Annotated in this window: 13 protein-coding genes; 8 read left to right on the top strand and 5 right to left on the bottom strand. The window is 49.9% G+C overall.

What is annotated here, in order from left to right:
• Positions 1 to 32 precede the first annotated feature (32 nt).
• From I4W93_RS12985 to I4W93_RS12970, 4 genes are all read left to right on the top strand, one after another.
• Positions 33 to 1,433 carry a DUF3300 domain-containing protein gene (locus tag I4W93_RS12985; RefSeq protein ID WP_205311368.1) on the top strand — a complete coding sequence of 467 codons (1,401 nt, stop codon included), beginning with the start codon at positions 33 to 35 and terminating at the stop codon, positions 1,431 to 1,433.
• Between the two features lie 131 nt (positions 1,434 to 1,564).
• The gene (locus I4W93_RS12980; protein WP_205311369.1) at positions 1,565 to 2,263 is read left to right on the top strand and encodes an OmpW/AlkL family protein; all 699 of its coding nucleotides are present in this window, start codon (positions 1,565 to 1,567) and stop codon (positions 2,261 to 2,263) included.
• A 93-nt stretch (positions 2,264 to 2,356) separates the two neighbouring features.
• Positions 2,357 to 4,213, top strand: a complete 1,857-nt coding sequence (locus tag I4W93_RS12975; protein WP_205311370.1) for a bifunctional acetyl-CoA hydrolase/transferase family protein/GNAT family N-acetyltransferase — start codon at positions 2,357 to 2,359, stop codon at positions 4,211 to 4,213.
• Entirely contained in the window at positions 4,213 to 5,130 is a 918-nt protein-coding gene (locus I4W93_RS12970) for a histone deacetylase family protein (protein WP_205311371.1), read from the top strand. The genes I4W93_RS12975 and I4W93_RS12970 overlap by 1 nt, the downstream gene beginning before the upstream one ends.
• 2 nt (positions 5,131 to 5,132) lie before the next feature.
• Here the strand turns inward: I4W93_RS12970 and I4W93_RS12965 are convergent, their stop codons facing one another.
• Together I4W93_RS12965 and purL are read right to left on the bottom strand one after the other, a co-directional pair.
• A complete protein-coding gene (locus tag I4W93_RS12965; RefSeq protein WP_205311372.1) occupies positions 5,133 to 5,939 on the bottom strand; it encodes a M15 family peptidase in 807 nt (268 codons plus the stop codon).
• A gap of 165 nt (positions 5,940 to 6,104) precedes the next feature.
• Positions 6,105 to 9,998, bottom strand: a complete 3,894-nt coding sequence (gene purL, locus I4W93_RS12960; RefSeq protein WP_205311373.1) for a phosphoribosylformylglycinamidine synthase — start codon at positions 9,996 to 9,998, stop codon at positions 6,105 to 6,107.
• A gap of 165 nt (positions 9,999 to 10,163) precedes the next feature.
• Here purL and mltF point away from each other — a divergent pair, with 165 nt between their 5' ends.
• The gene (mltF, locus tag I4W93_RS12955) at positions 10,164 to 11,606 is read left to right on the top strand and encodes a membrane-bound lytic murein transglycosylase MltF (protein WP_205311374.1); all 1,443 of its coding nucleotides are present in this window, start codon (positions 10,164 to 10,166) and stop codon (positions 11,604 to 11,606) included.
• Between the two features lie 220 nt (positions 11,607 to 11,826).
• Here mltF and tadA read toward each other — a convergent pair whose 3' ends face one another.
• Positions 11,827 to 12,312 carry a tRNA adenosine(34) deaminase TadA gene (tadA, locus tag I4W93_RS12950; RefSeq protein ID WP_205311375.1) on the bottom strand — a complete coding sequence of 162 codons (486 nt, stop codon included), beginning with the start codon at positions 12,310 to 12,312 and terminating at the stop codon, positions 11,827 to 11,829.
• 200 nt (positions 12,313 to 12,512) lie between these two features.
• On the opposite strand from tadA, the gene I4W93_RS12945 reads away from it, so the two are divergent.
• The 3 genes from I4W93_RS12945 (at position 12,513) to I4W93_RS12935 (ending at position 13,812) form a co-directional block, all read left to right on the top strand.
• Positions 12,513 to 12,725, top strand: a complete 213-nt coding sequence (locus I4W93_RS12945; protein ID WP_205311376.1) for a hypothetical protein — start codon at positions 12,513 to 12,515, stop codon at positions 12,723 to 12,725.
• A gap of 84 nt (positions 12,726 to 12,809) precedes the next feature.
• Complete coding sequence (locus I4W93_RS12940) at positions 12,810 to 13,247, top strand: transcriptional repressor (protein WP_205311377.1); 438 nt, start codon at positions 12,810 to 12,812, stop codon at positions 13,245 to 13,247.
• 100 nt (positions 13,248 to 13,347) lie between these two features.
• Positions 13,348 to 13,812 (top strand): chemotaxis protein CheX, encoded by a 465-nt coding sequence (locus I4W93_RS12935; RefSeq protein ID WP_205311378.1) that lies wholly within the window; start codon positions 13,348 to 13,350, stop codon positions 13,810 to 13,812.
• A 61-nt stretch (positions 13,813 to 13,873) separates the two neighbouring features.
• Here the strand turns inward: I4W93_RS12935 and alr are convergent, their stop codons facing one another.
• On the bottom strand, positions 13,874 to 14,962 hold the full coding sequence (gene alr / locus I4W93_RS12930) for an alanine racemase (protein WP_205311379.1): 1,089 nt from the start codon (positions 14,960 to 14,962) through the stop codon (positions 13,874 to 13,876).
• Complete coding sequence (dnaB, locus tag I4W93_RS12925; RefSeq protein WP_205311380.1) at positions 14,962 to 16,344, bottom strand: replicative DNA helicase; 1,383 nt, start codon at positions 16,342 to 16,344, stop codon at positions 14,962 to 14,964. Before dnaB ends, alr begins: the two co-directional genes overlap by 1 nt.
• Position 16,345 lies beyond the last annotated feature (1 nt).

Raw genomic sequence — 16,345 nt, 5'->3', positions numbered from 1 at the left:
TATGCACTGACGGTGAAACTGAGGATCGCATAATGAAAAAGCTGATACTGCAACTAAGCCAAGTGCTGGCAGTGTGTATGCTGCTGGCAAGCCAAACAGTTACAGCGCAAACTGACGACAGTAGCTGGTCTCAGGCGGAACTGGATCAGATGCTGGCGCCAGTCGCGTTGTATCCCGATACCGTATTAACCCATGTACTTATTGCTGCCACCTATCCACTGGAAGTGGTGCAAGCTGCACGCTGGCTAGACGATAACCCAAATATTACTGGTGAAGACGCTGTACGTGCAGTAGAAAATAAGGGCTGGGACCCTAGCGTTACAGCCTTAGTCGCATTTCCGCAATTGCTAAAGCGGCTAAGTTCTGATCTGGATTGGACCCAGCAACTGGGCGAAGCCTTTCTAACTGATGAAACGCAGGTATTAGCCAGCATTCAAAACCTGCGGCAAAAGGCCTATGCCAATGGTTCATTAAACGATAACAAACATGTGTTTGTTGAACGCGAGCGGGAAGTCATCGTAATTGAGCCCGCACGCAAAGAAATCGTTTATGTGCCGGTGTATGATACCCGAGTCGTCTATGGCGACTGGTGGTGGCCATCACACCCGCCAGTATACTGGCACACCGCTGGTGTGTATTACCGTAGTAGCCCTTTTCACTGGGGGGTTAGCGTCAATGTCAGGCCGTGGTTTTATTTCGGCATCTTCGACTGGCATCAGCGTCATGTGGTAGTTCATCATCATTATTACCATACGCCACCGCGTTATTACCCCAAACGTCACAAGCATTATGTAGATGCCCGTCGCTGGCACCACAATGCAGAACACCGCCGCGGCGTACATTATAGGCACGAGCGTTTGAACCGCGATTACAATACCGGCTATGGCTATCACCAGCCAACACGAGAACTACAAGGTAAGCCGGTGCGGCATGCCCGGGCTGACAGCAATGTTACTGTGCGGGAACACAAGCCGCTGTATCAACGCAAAACCGCAGATCAGGTTAGGCTTCGTCAACATGACTGGCAAACGACTGAGCAAAACCCGCGTCAGCGTAATCAAGATTTGCGCCAACAACGCCAAACAAAAACCGAGCAACAGCTGAACAACACAGCAGCAGATCGTGTAGACCAACACCGGAAAGTTCAGCAGCAATTAGCTGAACAACAACGCCCGGCTCAGGTAATCAATACAGCACAATTGCGCCAGCGCGACGCCGTACGTCAACAATCGCAGCGCCAAGCGCCAGTTGAGGCACGTCAGCAAACAGCAGTGGTGCAGCAGCAATTGACAGCTCGGCAACCACGTCAGGCAAACAGTTCTGAGCTGCGCCAGCCACCGCGCGAAGTAAAGCAGCCCCAACGTGAGATGCGCCAACCGCAGCGTGAGGTCGTAGTGAAACAGAAAGAAAGCCGCAGCAGGAGTATCGAGTAACTACCACTTTGTTGATACAAAACAAACAACGGGGCAGAAGTAATATCTGCCCCGTTGTTTATTGATCTAAACCAATAATCATTTGTGATAAACATCGACAATCAACACAGAAATTATCTGTGGAGAACAACATGAAAACAACCTTAACTGCGATAACACTGGCTACTTTACTGGCTTCTACCTCTGCAGCAGCCGAATTCGGCGTAAACATTGGTGCCATTACCGTCGCGCCGGATGACAGTAGTTCCAGCCTTAATGTAGTAGAACAGGTTGCCGGCCTGACAGCCGGATCAACCTCAGTGGCGGTGAACAGCAATACCCAGCTGGGTCTGACGTTTGACTATAAATTTACCCCAAACTGGTCAGTGCAACTAATTGCCGCAACGCCGTTCAGCCATGATATAAAGGTAAAAGGCTCAGCAATTGACGGCCTGAAAGTAGGCAAAACCAAACATTTACCACCAACGTTGCTGGCGCAGTACCATTTTATGCCTGAACATCAGACCTTTGACCCCTTTGTCGGCCTGGGTTTAAATTACACGGTCTTTTTCAATGAAAAAGTCGATGCTCAACTTGAAGGGGCCCTGGACGCGTTAAATGTAACAAGCGGTAATGATCTGGTCGGGTTGAAGCTAAAAAGCTCTTTTGGTTTGGCATTGCAGGCAGGAGTCAATGTGAAATTGACCGATAGCTTGGGGCTGCATTTGATGCTCAGCAAAATGGATATTGATACCTCTGCCCGGGTCCAGGTTAATGGCGATACCATTCAACATGTCGCGGTAAATATTGATCCTTATGTGGCTATGGTGGGCTTGCGCTGGACCTTATAATAACTTGGCCGGCAAATTAAGACTAAAGGCGACTGCAACGCAGCCGCCTTTTTGTTTTACACTAAGTAAATAACTGAATGAGCCAAGCGTGATATGAGCAAAAGCATTGACACTCTTAATTGGCAACAGTTGCTAAAATCTGGCGACCGTATTTTTATCGGTTCGCATGCGGCAACCCCAACCCGGCTAATTGATGATTTAATTACCAATGCTAAACAGCTGCATGATATTGAAATTGTGCAAGTATATTCATTGTCTGACAATAAATGGGCAGAACCGCAGCATCAGCAGTTGTTTAAAGTAAACGCTTTATTCATTGGCGGCGAGCAGGTGCGTCGCGCCGTGGCAGAAGGCCGGGCTGATTACACCCCCTGCTTTATGTCAGATATACCGTCTCTATTCAGTGATGGCATATTACCGCTGGATGCCGCGCTTATCATGGTAAGCCCAGCTGATGAGCACGGCTACCATTCGCTGGGCGTATCGGTTGATATTGTCTCGGCAGCCGCAAAAGCAGCTAAAAAAGTGATTGCCCAGGTTAATCCGTCGATGCCGATTACCTATGGCCAGGCGTTTATTCATAAAGACCAAATCAGTGCCTATTTTTATGCCGAGCAACCAATAGCACAGCTGCCTGTGGTTAAGTTAGATGCCGTTACTGAGCGGGTTGGTCAGTACGTGTCATTGCTGGTTGACGACGGCGCCACCATCCAGATCGGTGTGGGTAAAATGTGTGATGCCGTGCTGCGATACCTCGGCAACCATAAAGATTTGGGTATTCACAGCGAGATGATCACCGACTCGATGATGGAGTTGATTAAAAAAGGCGTGGTTACCAACCGTAAGAAAACTTTTCACCCCGGTAAAACGGTAGCCAGCTTTTGCGTCGGCAGCAAAGCGCTGTATGATTTTGTGCATTGTAATCCGCATATGGGGTTTTACCCCAGTGAGTATGTCAACTCGCCTGCCAATATTGCCCGCAACGACAATATGGTATCGATTAACAGCGCCATAGAAGTCGACTTAACCGGGCAAATCGTCTCCGACTCGATTGGCCACTTGTTTTATAGCGGCATTGGCGGGCAGGTCGATTTTAGCCGCGGCGCCTCCATGAGTAACGGTGGCAAACCGATTATCGCCCTGCCTAGCACGGCGAAAAACGGCACAGTGTCACGCATAGTGGCACACCTTAGTGAGGGCGCAGGCGTCGTCACTTCACGTGGGCATGTGCACTATGTTGTTACCGAGTTCGGCGTTGCATCGTTACGAGGTAAAAGCATACGCGAACGCGCGTTAGAGCTTATCCGGGTAGCACATCCAAAATTTCGCCAACAGCTGTTAGAGCAAATTCGTCGGCACTTTTGGGTGCCGCATTATCAGTTGCATACCCCCACTGAAGTACCGGAGCTAGGCAGTGTTGGCTTTAAGGAACTTGATATCGACGGTGAAGAGTTTGATTTAAGGCCACTTAACCCATCGGATGAGCGCCGACTGCAGGAGTTCTTTTACTCCCATACCAAAGAAACCCTGCAACTGCGTTATAGTGCTGTACCTACCCAGATGAGCCGGGAGAAATCCTGCACCTTGGTTGGTGTTGACCAATCTAAAGATTTGGCGCTTTGTATCGTTAAACAAAAAGGCTCAGCGGTACAGATCCAAGCAGTCGGTCGTTACTATCTGCTAAGCGATGGCAGCAGCTGCGAAGTAGCCTTCGTCACGCGGGAGAAATATCAGGGTAAAGGCATGGCAAAGCGGTTACTACAGGAAATGATTAACATAGCTGAAATGCGGGATCTTAGCTGCATGATTGCCTTTGTCCGCGCAGAAAACAAAGCCATGCTCAGTGTGTTTCAAAAAGCCGGCTTTGGCCGGCTGCCGGGAGACGACCCGACAGAAGTCTATATGCAGTTGCGCTTACCCCGCACTGCCAGCACTGCAGAGGGCAGCTAATGGCCATTACATTAATCAGCCACCCAAATTGTTATCGTCATTTAGCCGGTGACGACCATCCAGAACAACCCGCGCGTTTGAGCGCGATAAATGATCAGCTGATCCGCTCTGGCATGGAATTTATCGTGCAGCAGCGCGATGCCACTGCGGCAAGCAAAAGTGACATCTACCGGGCGCACAGTAATCTATATGTCGATGAAATTTTTGCCAAAGCACCCGCTATTGGCCATATCTGGCTCGACCCCGATACACAGATGATGCAGCACAGCCTGGACGCAGCCCTGCATGCCGCTGGAGCCGGCATTAATGCTGTAGATTTGGTATTGCAGCAGACAAATCAGCAAGCCTTTTGCAGTGTTCGGCCGCCGGGCCATCATGCAACCCGTGATCAGGCTATGGGCTTTTGCATTTTTAACAATGTTGCTATAGCTACCCTACATGCTCTTGAGCAGCATAAGCTTGAACGCGTCGCCATAGTCGACTTTGACGTACACCATGGCAATGGCACCGAGGATATTTTTGCTGGTGATGAGCGTGTATTGTTTTGTTCATCGTTTCAGTTTCCGTTGTATCCCAATACCGGTGATACAGCATTGGCTGATAATATCGAAAACCTGCCGCTGCCCGCACTATGCAAACCTGCCATCTGGCGCGAACAAATTTTGCAGCATTGGTTGCCACGCATTAACGCCTTTAACCCACAGCTTATTCTGGTTTCTGCCGGCTTTGACGGCCACCGTGAAGACGACATGGCGCAGTTTCTGCTAACCGAAAATGATTATCACTGGATCGCCCAGCAGTTAAAACAATTGGCCGATCAACATTGCCAGGGCCGTATCGTTGCTACCCTGGAAGGTGGATATGCACTAAGTGCGCTGGGCCGCAGTGTAGTGGCGTTTTTAAAGGGATTGCTCTAACGCTATAGCCGGGCAGCCTGCACATGCATCCAATCATAGTTACGGCCGCGGCCTAAACTTACCCAGCCTTCGTTTTCCCAACACTGCCACCAATAGTCATATTCCGCACGGGCAAAACTGGCTTTACTACTGTCCCATTTAAGCTGATTATGTTCAGGGTCAAAATCAAAAGCTATGCCCCAGCTATGGGTAGACAAACTGCTACCACCGCGTTTGGCTCGCAGATTGAAACCACCGCCATATAAATCCAGCCGCAATTGCTGTACGGCATCAAAGCCATAGTATTGCAGTACTTGTTCGAGTACTTTTTGTAAACTCGCCGCGACTTTCTGATGGCATTGGGTACTAAGTACTGTGGTGTTGGTATCCCAGGCAAGCCTTAATGGATAAGGCAATTTAATTTTAATCAGCCCACTGCCCGGCTCGCCATAAAACGCGCGCAACTCAGTTTCCCGGTCCAATGGCCACAGGTGAGGGTTAGCCGGGGTACTAAAGCTATCTCGCCAGTTAGCTACTTGGCTGCCCTGCTGCAATGCGGCTAGTTGTTCAGCAGCAAACGCCGTCTGGGGGCCCCACCAGCCATCTGCTACCCCCGGGTTAACACCGGCTTGCTGGCAACACAGCTGCAAGCACAATACGGCCTGGCGCTGCGGTGGCCAACTTTGCCAGTTGACGCCGGTATCAGCGGCGCCGTTTGACTGCAGCCACTGTGTACATGCCGCCAATGTCTGAGTATTCAGCACACCGTCAACATAGTTAGCATTAAGCTTAAGTGCTTGCTGTAAGGTAATAATCGCGGATTTTTGCATTGCCACCTCTGTGACCAGGAAGATAGTGAGCCGAAATGTCACTAAGTGTAGTTGTTGCAATGCAGAGTTGCCGGAATTTAACGCAGCAGGGAAATATCGCAGTATTAAATAGACGGGGCAAAAAAAACTAACCCTGCTTTAGCAGGGTTAGTTATACGGTGCCGCTTAACCTAACCAGACACGCGCGTTGCGGAACATGCGCATCCATGGGCTATCTTCTTGCCAACCATCCGGCTGCCAGGAATTAGCCACCGCGCGGAACACCCGCTCCGGATGCGGCATCATAATCGTTACCCGGCCATCGGTAGTGGTTAACGAGGTGATACCGGCGGCTGAGCCATTCGGGTTGTGCGGGTATTGCTCAGTCACCTTGCCGTAGTGATCAATAAAGCGCATCGCTACCGTGCCGCTGTGGTTGGCTTTCACAAAAGCTTCATTGCTGGCAAATTCAGCATGACCTTCACCGTGCGATACAGCGATAGGCATACGTGAACCGGCCATGCCGCTAAACAGCAGCGACGGGCTTTGCTGAATTTCAACCTGGCTAAAACGGGCTTCAAAGCGCTCAGATTTGTTGCGCACAAAATGTGGCCACAGCTCAGCACCCGGGATCAGGCTCTTTAAGTTAGACATCATTTGACAGCCGTTACACACCCCCAGCGAGAAGGTGGTTTGGCGCGCAAAGAACTCAGCAAACTGTTTGCGGGCAATGTCGTTAAACAACACTGATTTCGCCCAGCCTTCGCCGGCACCTAATACGTCGCCGTATGAAAAGCCGCCACAAGCGACTAAGCCGTTAAAGTCGGCCAGTTTGGCACGACCAGCCAAAATGTCGCTCATATGCACATCGACTGCGTTAAAACCGGCACGATTAAACGCCGCCGCCATTTCGACATGCGAGTTCACGCCCTGTTCGCGCAGAATAGCCACTTTGGGCGCAGCACCTTTAAGAATAAACGGTGCGGCAATATCTTCGTTTAAATCAAAACTAAGCTTCACGCTTAAACCTGGATCAGCGGCATCGGCTTTAGCAGAAAACTCCTGCTTAGCACCCTCTGGGTTATCACGCAGCGCCTGCATTTGGTAGGTGGTTTCTGCCCAGATGCAACGTAAACGGGTGCGGCTGTCGCCCAGCACCAGCGTGTCACCACGGCTAAACACCAGCTCATCTGCGTCAGTCACGCTGCCAATAACATGGCTGCAATCGGCCAATTGATGCTGTGCCAGCACTTGCTGCACATACTCAAGCTCGCTGTTGCTTACCTGGATCACTGCGCCTGGCTCTTCGCTGTACAGCACGGCCATATCATCTGCACCCAGGGCGCTGATGTCGGCACGCACACCGGCTTTACCGGCAAAGGCCATTTCAGCCAGCGTAACAAATAAACCACCGTCTGAGCGGTCATGGTAGGCCAGCAGTTTTTGCTCGCGCGTTAGCTGTTGCACAGCATTAAAGAAGTTAATTAACAGCTCTGGGCTGTCTAAATCAACCGGAGTCTGGCCCAGTTGCTTATACACTTGTGCTAAACAGGACGCGCCTAAGCGGTTCTGCCCCTGCCCCAAGTCGATTAACAGCAGGCTGCTGTCACCTTTGTCAGTGCGTAACTGCGGCGTCACCGTTTTGCGAATATCTTCAACCCGGGCAAAGGCGGTGATCACCAGCGATAACGGTGATGTTACCGCATGTTCTTCGCCATTCTTCTGCCACTTGGTTTTCATTGACATGGAATCTTTACCCACCGGAATAGTCACTTCCAGTGCCGGGCATAACTCTTCACCAATGGCTTTAACCGCAGCGTATAAACCGGCGTCTTCACCCGGGTGACCGGCAGCGGCCATCCAGTTAGCCGATAACTTCACCCGTTTTAACTCGCCAATATCAGTAGCAGCGATGTTAGTAATAGCTTCTGCCACCGCTAACCGGGCTGAAGCAGCAAAGTCGAGTAGTGCCACCGGGGTGCGCTCGCCCATTGCCATAGCTTCACCATGGTAAGTGTCGTAGCTGGCCGCAGTAACACCGCAGTTAGCTACCGGTACCTGCCAGGGGCCAACCATCTGATCACGCGCCACTAAACCGGTAACACTGCGATCGCCTATGGTTACCAAAAAGGTTTTTTCTGCAATCGCCGGTAGACGCAGTAAACGTTCGGCAGCGTCTTTTATTGTTATGCCGGTTAAATCCAGCGCTTTACCCGCGGTTTGCACACTTTGAACATCGCGGTGCATTTTCGGCGCTTTGCCAAGCAGTACACTTAATGGCAAATCAATCGGTGTACTACCAAAATGGCTATCAGTCAGGGTTAAGTGCTGATCGCCAGTAGCTTCACCCACTACAGCAAAAGGCGCGCGCTCACGCTTACAAATCTGTTCAAACAGCGGCATTTTATCCGCCGGTATCGCCATAACATAACGCTCTTGCGACTCGTTACACCAGATTTGCAGCGGCGACATGCCGGGCTCATCGTTCGGCACATTCCGCAGTTCAAATTTACCGCCCACGCCACCGTCATTTACCAGCTCAGGGAAGGCATTGGATAAACCACCGGCGCCAACATCGTGAATAAATACGATAGGGTTGTCATCACCCAGCTGCCAGCAGCGGTCGATAACTTCCTGACAGCGACGTTCAATTTCCGGGTTTTCGCGCTGTACTGAGGCAAAATCTAAGTCTTCGGCTGACTGACCCGAGGCCATCGACGAAGCGGCACCGCCGCCCAAACCGATATTCATTGCCGGGCCTCCCAGTACCACTAACTTAGCACCAACCGGTAAATCACCTTTTTGTACATGCTCAGCGCGGATATTACCCAAACCACCGGCAATCATAATCGGCTTATGGTAACCGCGCACTTCTTCACCGTTATGACTGGCTACTTTTTCTTCGTAGGTACGGAAATATCCGTTAATGGCCGGCCGGCCGAATTCATTATTAAATGCCGCGCCGCCCAGCGGGCCTTCCAGCATAATGTCCAGCGCCGATACGATACGATCCGGCTTGCCGAAATCGGTTTCCCAAGGCTGTTCAAAGCCCGGAATACGTAAATTAGACACCGAGAAACCAACCAAACCCGCTTTGGGTTTAGAGCCAACACCGGTAGCACCCTCATCGCGAATTTCACCGCCAGAGCCGGTAGCAGCGCCAGGATAAGGCGAAATGGCCGTGGGATGGTTATGCGTTTCTACCTTCATCAGCACGTGGATAGGTTCATGGTGATACTGATAGCTATTGTCACCTGGCTGGGCAAAAAAGCGCCCGGCAATTGAGCCTTCCATTACCGCTGCATTATCTTTATAGGCTGACAACACATAATCCGGCGTACGTTCAAAAGTGTTTTTAATCATTTTAAACAGCGATTTAGGCTGTTTTACGCCGTCAATGGTCCAGTCGGCGTTAAAAATTTTGTGCCGGCAGTGCTCTGAGTTCGCTTGGGCAAACATATACAGTTCAATGTCGTTCGGGTTACGGCCCAGTGCGGTAAAATTATCGAACAGGTAATCTACCTCGTCATCAGCCAGCGCCAGCCCCATATCAATATTGGCATTAACCAGGGCAGAACGACCACCACCAAGGATATCGACCGAGCTAACGGGCGCTGGTTCGGCTTGGCTAAATAATGCCTGAGCCTGATGCAGTTCAGTAAACACTGCATCCATCATCCGATCATGCAACAATGCTGTAACTTGACTAAGTTGCTCTGCACTCAACGATGTGGCGGCTTGTACATAATAAGCAATACCGCGCTCTAAACGCTTTACTGAGCTTAAGCCGCAGTTGCGGGCAATATCGGTGGCTTTAGACGACCAGGGCGAAATGGTGCCCGGCCGTGGCGTCACAAGAATTAACTGGCCGTGCGGCTCATGGCTGGCAATAGCCGGGCCATAAGTAAGCAATTTATCCAGTGTTTGCTGCTGGGCGTCAGTCAAGGCGCTGCTAAGATCGGCAAAGTGCATAAACTCAGCGTAAATACTGCTGAGGTTCAGGCCACTTTGGGCGCATTGGTCGAGTAACTTTTGAATTCTGAATTCGGACAGTGCTGGCGCACCACGCAGGATCAACATAGGCTTTCTTTTCCCGTGGGTTTGTCAAAGATGGAACCTGGGGTTAGCCCCCGGACCGGCGCGCCATTATAAAGAAATTTCTGCCCAAGTGGTATGAGTAAACACTGACTGCGCTGCAGAAGTTTGCTATAACAGCGCAGAATGCGAAGATATAGGTTAATTCAGATGTGGAAAAGTTGGCTCTGGTTGCTGTTATTTTGGTGGTTAGCAGGCTGTAGCCCTGCCCCCCTGCAAAGCCAGCTTTATCAGATCTATCAGCGCGATAGCTTAAAGGTTGGCATTTTGCACGGCCCTACCAGCTATTACGTGGGCGTTGATGGCCCAGTTGGCTTCGAACTAGAATTAAGTCAGGCCCTGGCAGATAAATTGGGTGTAAAACTTGAGCTATACCCCAGTTATCACTTGGAAGAGCTACTGCAAAAACTTGACTCTGGTCAGGTAGACTATATCGCTGGCGGCTTGACCGTAACCCAGATCCGTAAAGACAAGTACCGTGCGTCACCGGCCTATCGTTGGATTAACGAAGTATTAGTGTTTAAGCAGGGCAATATCTGGCCACGATCACTCAATGAGTTATCAGATAGTATTATCGTGGTAAAAGACAGTAGCCATGCCGAGACACTGCAGCAACTTAGCCAGGACACACCTGAACTGAATTGGCAGCAACATCCGACATTGGATGCCGATGAAATCTTGCAACAAGTTGTCGATGGCAATATTGCCTATACTCTTACCGATTCAAATCAGTTGGCGTTAAACCGACGTTTTTATCCCAACCTGAGCATTGCGTTTACCGTACGCGATAACCTACCGGTAAGTTGGCTAATAGCAGCAAATAACGACGACTCGTTATATGCCGTGCTGATCGAATTCTTTGGCGCAATGTACCAAAGCGGCGAACTTATCGCGCTGGAAGACAGATACTTTGGTCATGTACAACAATTTGATTATGTAGATACGTTAGCCTATATCGAGGCAATAGAGCAAAACCTGCCAACCTACAAACCCTGGTTTGTTCACTATGCTGGTGAATTGGACTGGCGGCTATTAGCTGCACTTAGTTATCAGGAATCGCACTGGGACCCGAAAGCGAAAAGCCCTACCGGCGTGCGAGGCTTGATGATGTTAACCTTACCGACAGCGCAACAAATGGGTATTAGCAGCCGATTAGATCCAGAGCAAAGCATCCGCGGTGGCAGCCGTTATCTGCACCGGTTAGTCAGCCGTATTCCTGAACGCATTGCAATGCCAGACCGGCTGTGGTTTGCGCTGGCTTCTTATAACGTGGGTTGGGGCCATGTTGAAGATGCCCGTATTTTGACGCAACGAGACGGAGCCGATCCGGATAAATGGTTAGACGTAAAACAACGCTTGCCACTATTACGGCAAAAAAGCGTGTATCAAACTACCAAGTATGGCTATGCCCGTGGTGACGAAGCGGTAAGTTATGTAGAAAATATTCGGCGTTATTACGATACATTGCTGTGGGTAGATGAGCGCCAGCAAGCCGAGCTGCGACTGGAGCAACAAAAAAAGCGCCTGACAGAGCAACTTAGCAGCGAAAACAGTACAGAAATATTGCCAACCAACGATGATGATGGTAATTAAGCTGGCCATTGAAAGCCTGCTGGCAAACCGCCATAGTAGCGTTAATTACGGTAATATCATCGTGGCAGAATATTCAGGTGTAACATGTTAAAACGCAAACGACCTCAGGTTAGGGCTAAACGTCGCCGACTAGTCGATGTCGCATCAAGCCGGCGCCGCATTAAACGCAATATTGCGATAACCAAACTACACCAGCGTCGTCGACATTACACTGGTTTTTTCAATTTGCAGCCAGACTGCGCCTAAGCGCTTTGTGTTCAGCGCGCCGGCGCTGAAAGAATCCCGATAGCTGCGCAGCGCATTCTGCTGCCAACACACCCGATACTACATCAACCTGATGATTAAACTGCGGCTGCTGCAGCAAGTTCAGCACCGAGCCAGCGGCACCGGTTTTGGCATCTGCTGCACCGAACACCAACCGAGTTATCCGTCCATGTACCATAGCGCCAGCACACATACTGCAAGGCTCTAGCGTTACATATAAGGTACATTCAGGTAGTCGGTAATTCGCTAATGTTGATGCTGCAGCGCGTATCGCCAGCATTTCGGCATGCGCCGAAGGGTCGTTAAGGCTGATCATTTGGTTCCAGCCCTCTGCAACCAATGCACCATCCTTAACCAGCACGGCACCTACCGGCACTTCACCCTGTAGCTCTGCTTTACCTGCCAGCACAATTGCATGTCGCATCCAGTCTTCGTCAGTCATAATGGCTTACAATTAATTGCTAGAATAGTGGTTAAGTTTACCACTATATTCTGCAGAAAATGGCTAACTTTTGGTGTATTGTGTATTTTCATCAACCACGAAATAAACACATGCAATTGATATATATACATATTTAAATTGGCATTTTATTTGCAAAAAAACACCACTGAGCTATTTATAGAAATTAACAGGAGCAAACGATGGGACCTTTTGAAATAGCGGCACTGGCCATTATTGGCGGCATTAGCTTGTCAGCGTTTAAGGTGTACAACGACAATAAAGGCAAAGCCGGCAGCGCAGAACTAGACGCACTAAAAGCAGAGCAAGAAAAACTTAAACAGCGCATTGCTACACTGGAAAGCATCGTTACCGATAAGACATATCAACTTAAAGATCAAATCAACCGCCTGTAACGACTACTTTTTTAGCTTCTGCAACAGCGTGGCAGTTAACCCGTGTTATGTTACACTGCCAGCAACTGCTGACAGGAGCTGAAGATGTCGACGGAAACTCTGGTTAACCGTGCTCGTATTATATGCGAACAAAATGGCGCCCGCTTTACTTTAATACGGGAAAAAGTATTCCGCCTGCTGGCCGAACTTGACGGTGGCATTGGTGCATACGAGCTATTGGAACAATTAAAACAAACCGAGCCGGGTGCCAAACCTGCAACCATTTACCGGGCATTAGAGTTTTTAACCGAACAAGGTTTTATTCATAAAATAGAGTCTAGTAATGCCTTTTTACTCTGCCACCACTTTGGTCAGCATCATCCAGCACAACTACTAATCTGCGACCAGTGCGGTAACGTAACAGAGTTGCACTCGCATTTGCTGCAAGAAGAATTTAATCGCCAAGCCGTTGCTCAGGGTTTTGTTATTAAGCAACAAACGATAGAAGCTCATGGCACCTGTGCACGCTGTAAAGTTGCATAATAAATAGACTTAAAACAACGCGATAGCTTGTACATTTGCTAAAAGGTTTCTAATCTTAAACAAGCTGTAGCCCTATTCCCGTATTCAAACAGGCGTTGACATGAATGTTGAATTTATAAATCCGTTTTTATCCTCTTTAGTAAACGTGCTTAGTACCATGGCTAACACCACCATAGTGCCTGGCCAGCCCCGAATTAAAAAAGATGAAGTGGCGCGAGGTGACGTTTCTGGCTTAATTGGTATGGTAAGCCCGCAAACCAAAGGCTCCTTCTCTATTACCTTTGAAGAGTCTTTAGCGGTCGAAATTATGTTTCGTATGCTTGGCGAGCGACCAAAAGGTATTAATGAGGATGTTACCGATATGGTCGGTGAAATTACTAATATGGTTACCGGTGGTGCTAAGCGGGTTTTAGGTGAGAAAGGCTACGACTTTACCATGGCCACCCCAGTAGTAGTATCAGGTAAAAACCATACTATTTCGCATAAATCTGAAGGCGCCAAAATTCTGATGCCGTTTGATTCAGAGTTCGGCAAAGTGCATATCGAAGTCAGTTTCGATAAATAACGACTATTTATACAGCAAAAGCGCCGGTCTAGTGTTAACGCACACTTAGCGCCGGCGTTTTTTATTCTGCAATATCGGTATAACTAAACTGCACCCGGCTGGTGATATTGCATAATAGCTCGTACGGAATAGTATCAACACAACGTGCCAGTTGTTCTACCGGTAAATCCTTGCCCCACAAAATTACGTTATCCCCCACTGCTGTCGCTTCGTTGCCAATATCGACGGTAATCATATCCATCGACACCCGGCCAACAATGGGGAAACGTTTGCCGTTGATTAATACATCCGCATTGTTACCGGCGCCGCGCGGGTAACCATCACCATAACCCATCGCCACTACCGCTAAACGTGTTGGGTGTGCCGCTATCCAGCTACCCCCATAACCTACCGCATCACCGGCCTGCACGTCTCGCACCGCGATAACACTGCTGCTAAGTGTCATCACCGGTTTAAGGCCATGTTCTACACCAACGCTATCTGCCATCGGTGATACGCCATACAGCATTATCCCAGGCCGCACCCAGTCGCCGTGGCTTTGTGGCCAGCTTAGTACCGCAGCGGAGTTGGCCAGTGAACGCTCACCGGCACTTCCATCGGTGATCTGGTTAAACAACGCCAGTTGGTTGGCGGTGGCAGGCTTAGCCAGCTCGTCTGAACTGGCAAAATGGCTCATTAGCCGAAGCGGCCCCTGCACATTGGCACTTTGGCTTAAGCGCTGATACAACTCATTAAATTCATGCGGGTAAATCCCCAGACGGTGCATGCCCGAATCTATTTTTAACCAGACCCTGACCGGTGCATCCAATGCTGCCGCTAACAACGCTTCAGCTTGCTCGCGATGGTGGATCACCAGCTGCAGGTTAGATGCCACCACCTGTTGTAACTCATCGGCATGAAAGAAGCCTTCCAGCAGCACGATAGGCTTGGTAATACCGCCTGCACGCAACGCTAAGGCTTCATCAATGCGTGCCACGCCCAACGCATCGGCATGTTTTAATGCCTGCGCCACCGCCAACATACCATGGCCATAGGCATTGGCTTTTAACACCGCCAGCACCTTGCTGTTTGGTGCCAGCTGCTTTACCCGCTGATAATTATGGCTTAACGCATTAAGATCAATAATGGCTTGCGGCCGGCGGCTTGGCATTAATCGTCCTCGAACCGAGCACTACCGGCGTAGTTATCAAAACGCGAGTAGCGACCATGGAAGGTTAACCGTACCCGGCCAATCGGGCCGTTCCGCTGCTTACCAATGATGACCTCAGCCGTGCCTTTATCCGGGCTGTCGTCGTTGTACACTTCGTCACGGTAGATAAACATAATAAGGTCGGCATCCTGCTCGATAGAGCCCGACTCACGTAAGTCAGAGTTTACCGGGCGTTTATCAGCCCGTTGTTCCAGTGAACGGTTTAGCTGCGACAACGCTACTACCGGCACTTTTAATTCTTTGGCTAAGGCTTTGAGTGAGCGCGAAATTTCGGCAATCTCTAAGGTTCGGTTTTCACTCATGCCAGGCACTGTCATTAACTGTAAGTAATCGACCATGATCATGCTTAAACCACCGTGCTCGCGTGCTACGCGTCGTGCCCGAGAGCGTACCTCTGTCGGCGTTAAGCCCGAACCATCATCGATATACATTTTGCCTTTGGTGTTCAGAAGCTCTATGGCGGATGACAGGCGCGCCCAGTCTTCATCTTCCAACTGGCCGGTACGCACCTTGGTTTGGTCAATGCGGCCTAAAGACGCAAGCATACGCATCATAATTTGTTCGGACGGCATCTCTAAGCTGAAAATCAGCACCGGCTTGTCACTGGTGATGGCAGCGTGTTCGCACAGGTTCATCGCGAAGGTGGTTTTACCCATTGAAGGACGAGCTGCGACGATAATCAAGTCTGACGGTTGCATGCCGTTTGTCATTTTGTCTAAATCGACATAACCGGTAGATACACCGGTAACACCGTCATACGGCGAACGGAACAGCTCATCAATTTTCTCAATGGTTTTCGCCAGGATGCTGTTAATCGGCTCCGGGCCTTCATTGGCATTAGTACGCTGTTCGGCAATTTTAAATACTTTGGTCTCGGCAAAGTCCAAAAGCTCAGCCGAAGTGCGGCCCTGAGTGTCGTAACCGGCATCGGCAATATCATGCGCCACAGAAATCATATCGCGCACTACTGCGCGCTCACGCACGATTTCGGCATAGGCCAGAATATTGGCAGCACTGGGCGTGTTCTTAGCAATTTCGCCAAGGTAAGCAAAGCCGCCAACATCGTCCAGTTGCAGGTTAGCTTCTAAATCTTCAGATACGGTAATAATATCTATCGGCTGGGTAGCCTCAGCCAAACGTGACATGGCAGCGAAAATAAAGCGGTGCGCACGCAGGTAAAAATCCTGCTCGACCACTTTTTCGGCCACGCGATCCCAGGCTTCATTATCCAGCATTAAGCCGCCAAGGACCGACTGCTCAGCTTCTATCGAATGTGGCGGCATTTTAACCGCAGCAACCTGTTTGTCTTTGATACTACTCATA

Origin of the sequence: Rheinheimera maricola (genome assembly GCF_016918075.2) — a bacterium.
GTDB classification, from domain to species: domain Bacteria; phylum Pseudomonadota; class Gammaproteobacteria; order Enterobacterales; family Alteromonadaceae; genus Alishewanella; species Alishewanella maricola_A.
This window is presented reverse-complemented; position numbering and strand designations above follow the sequence as displayed.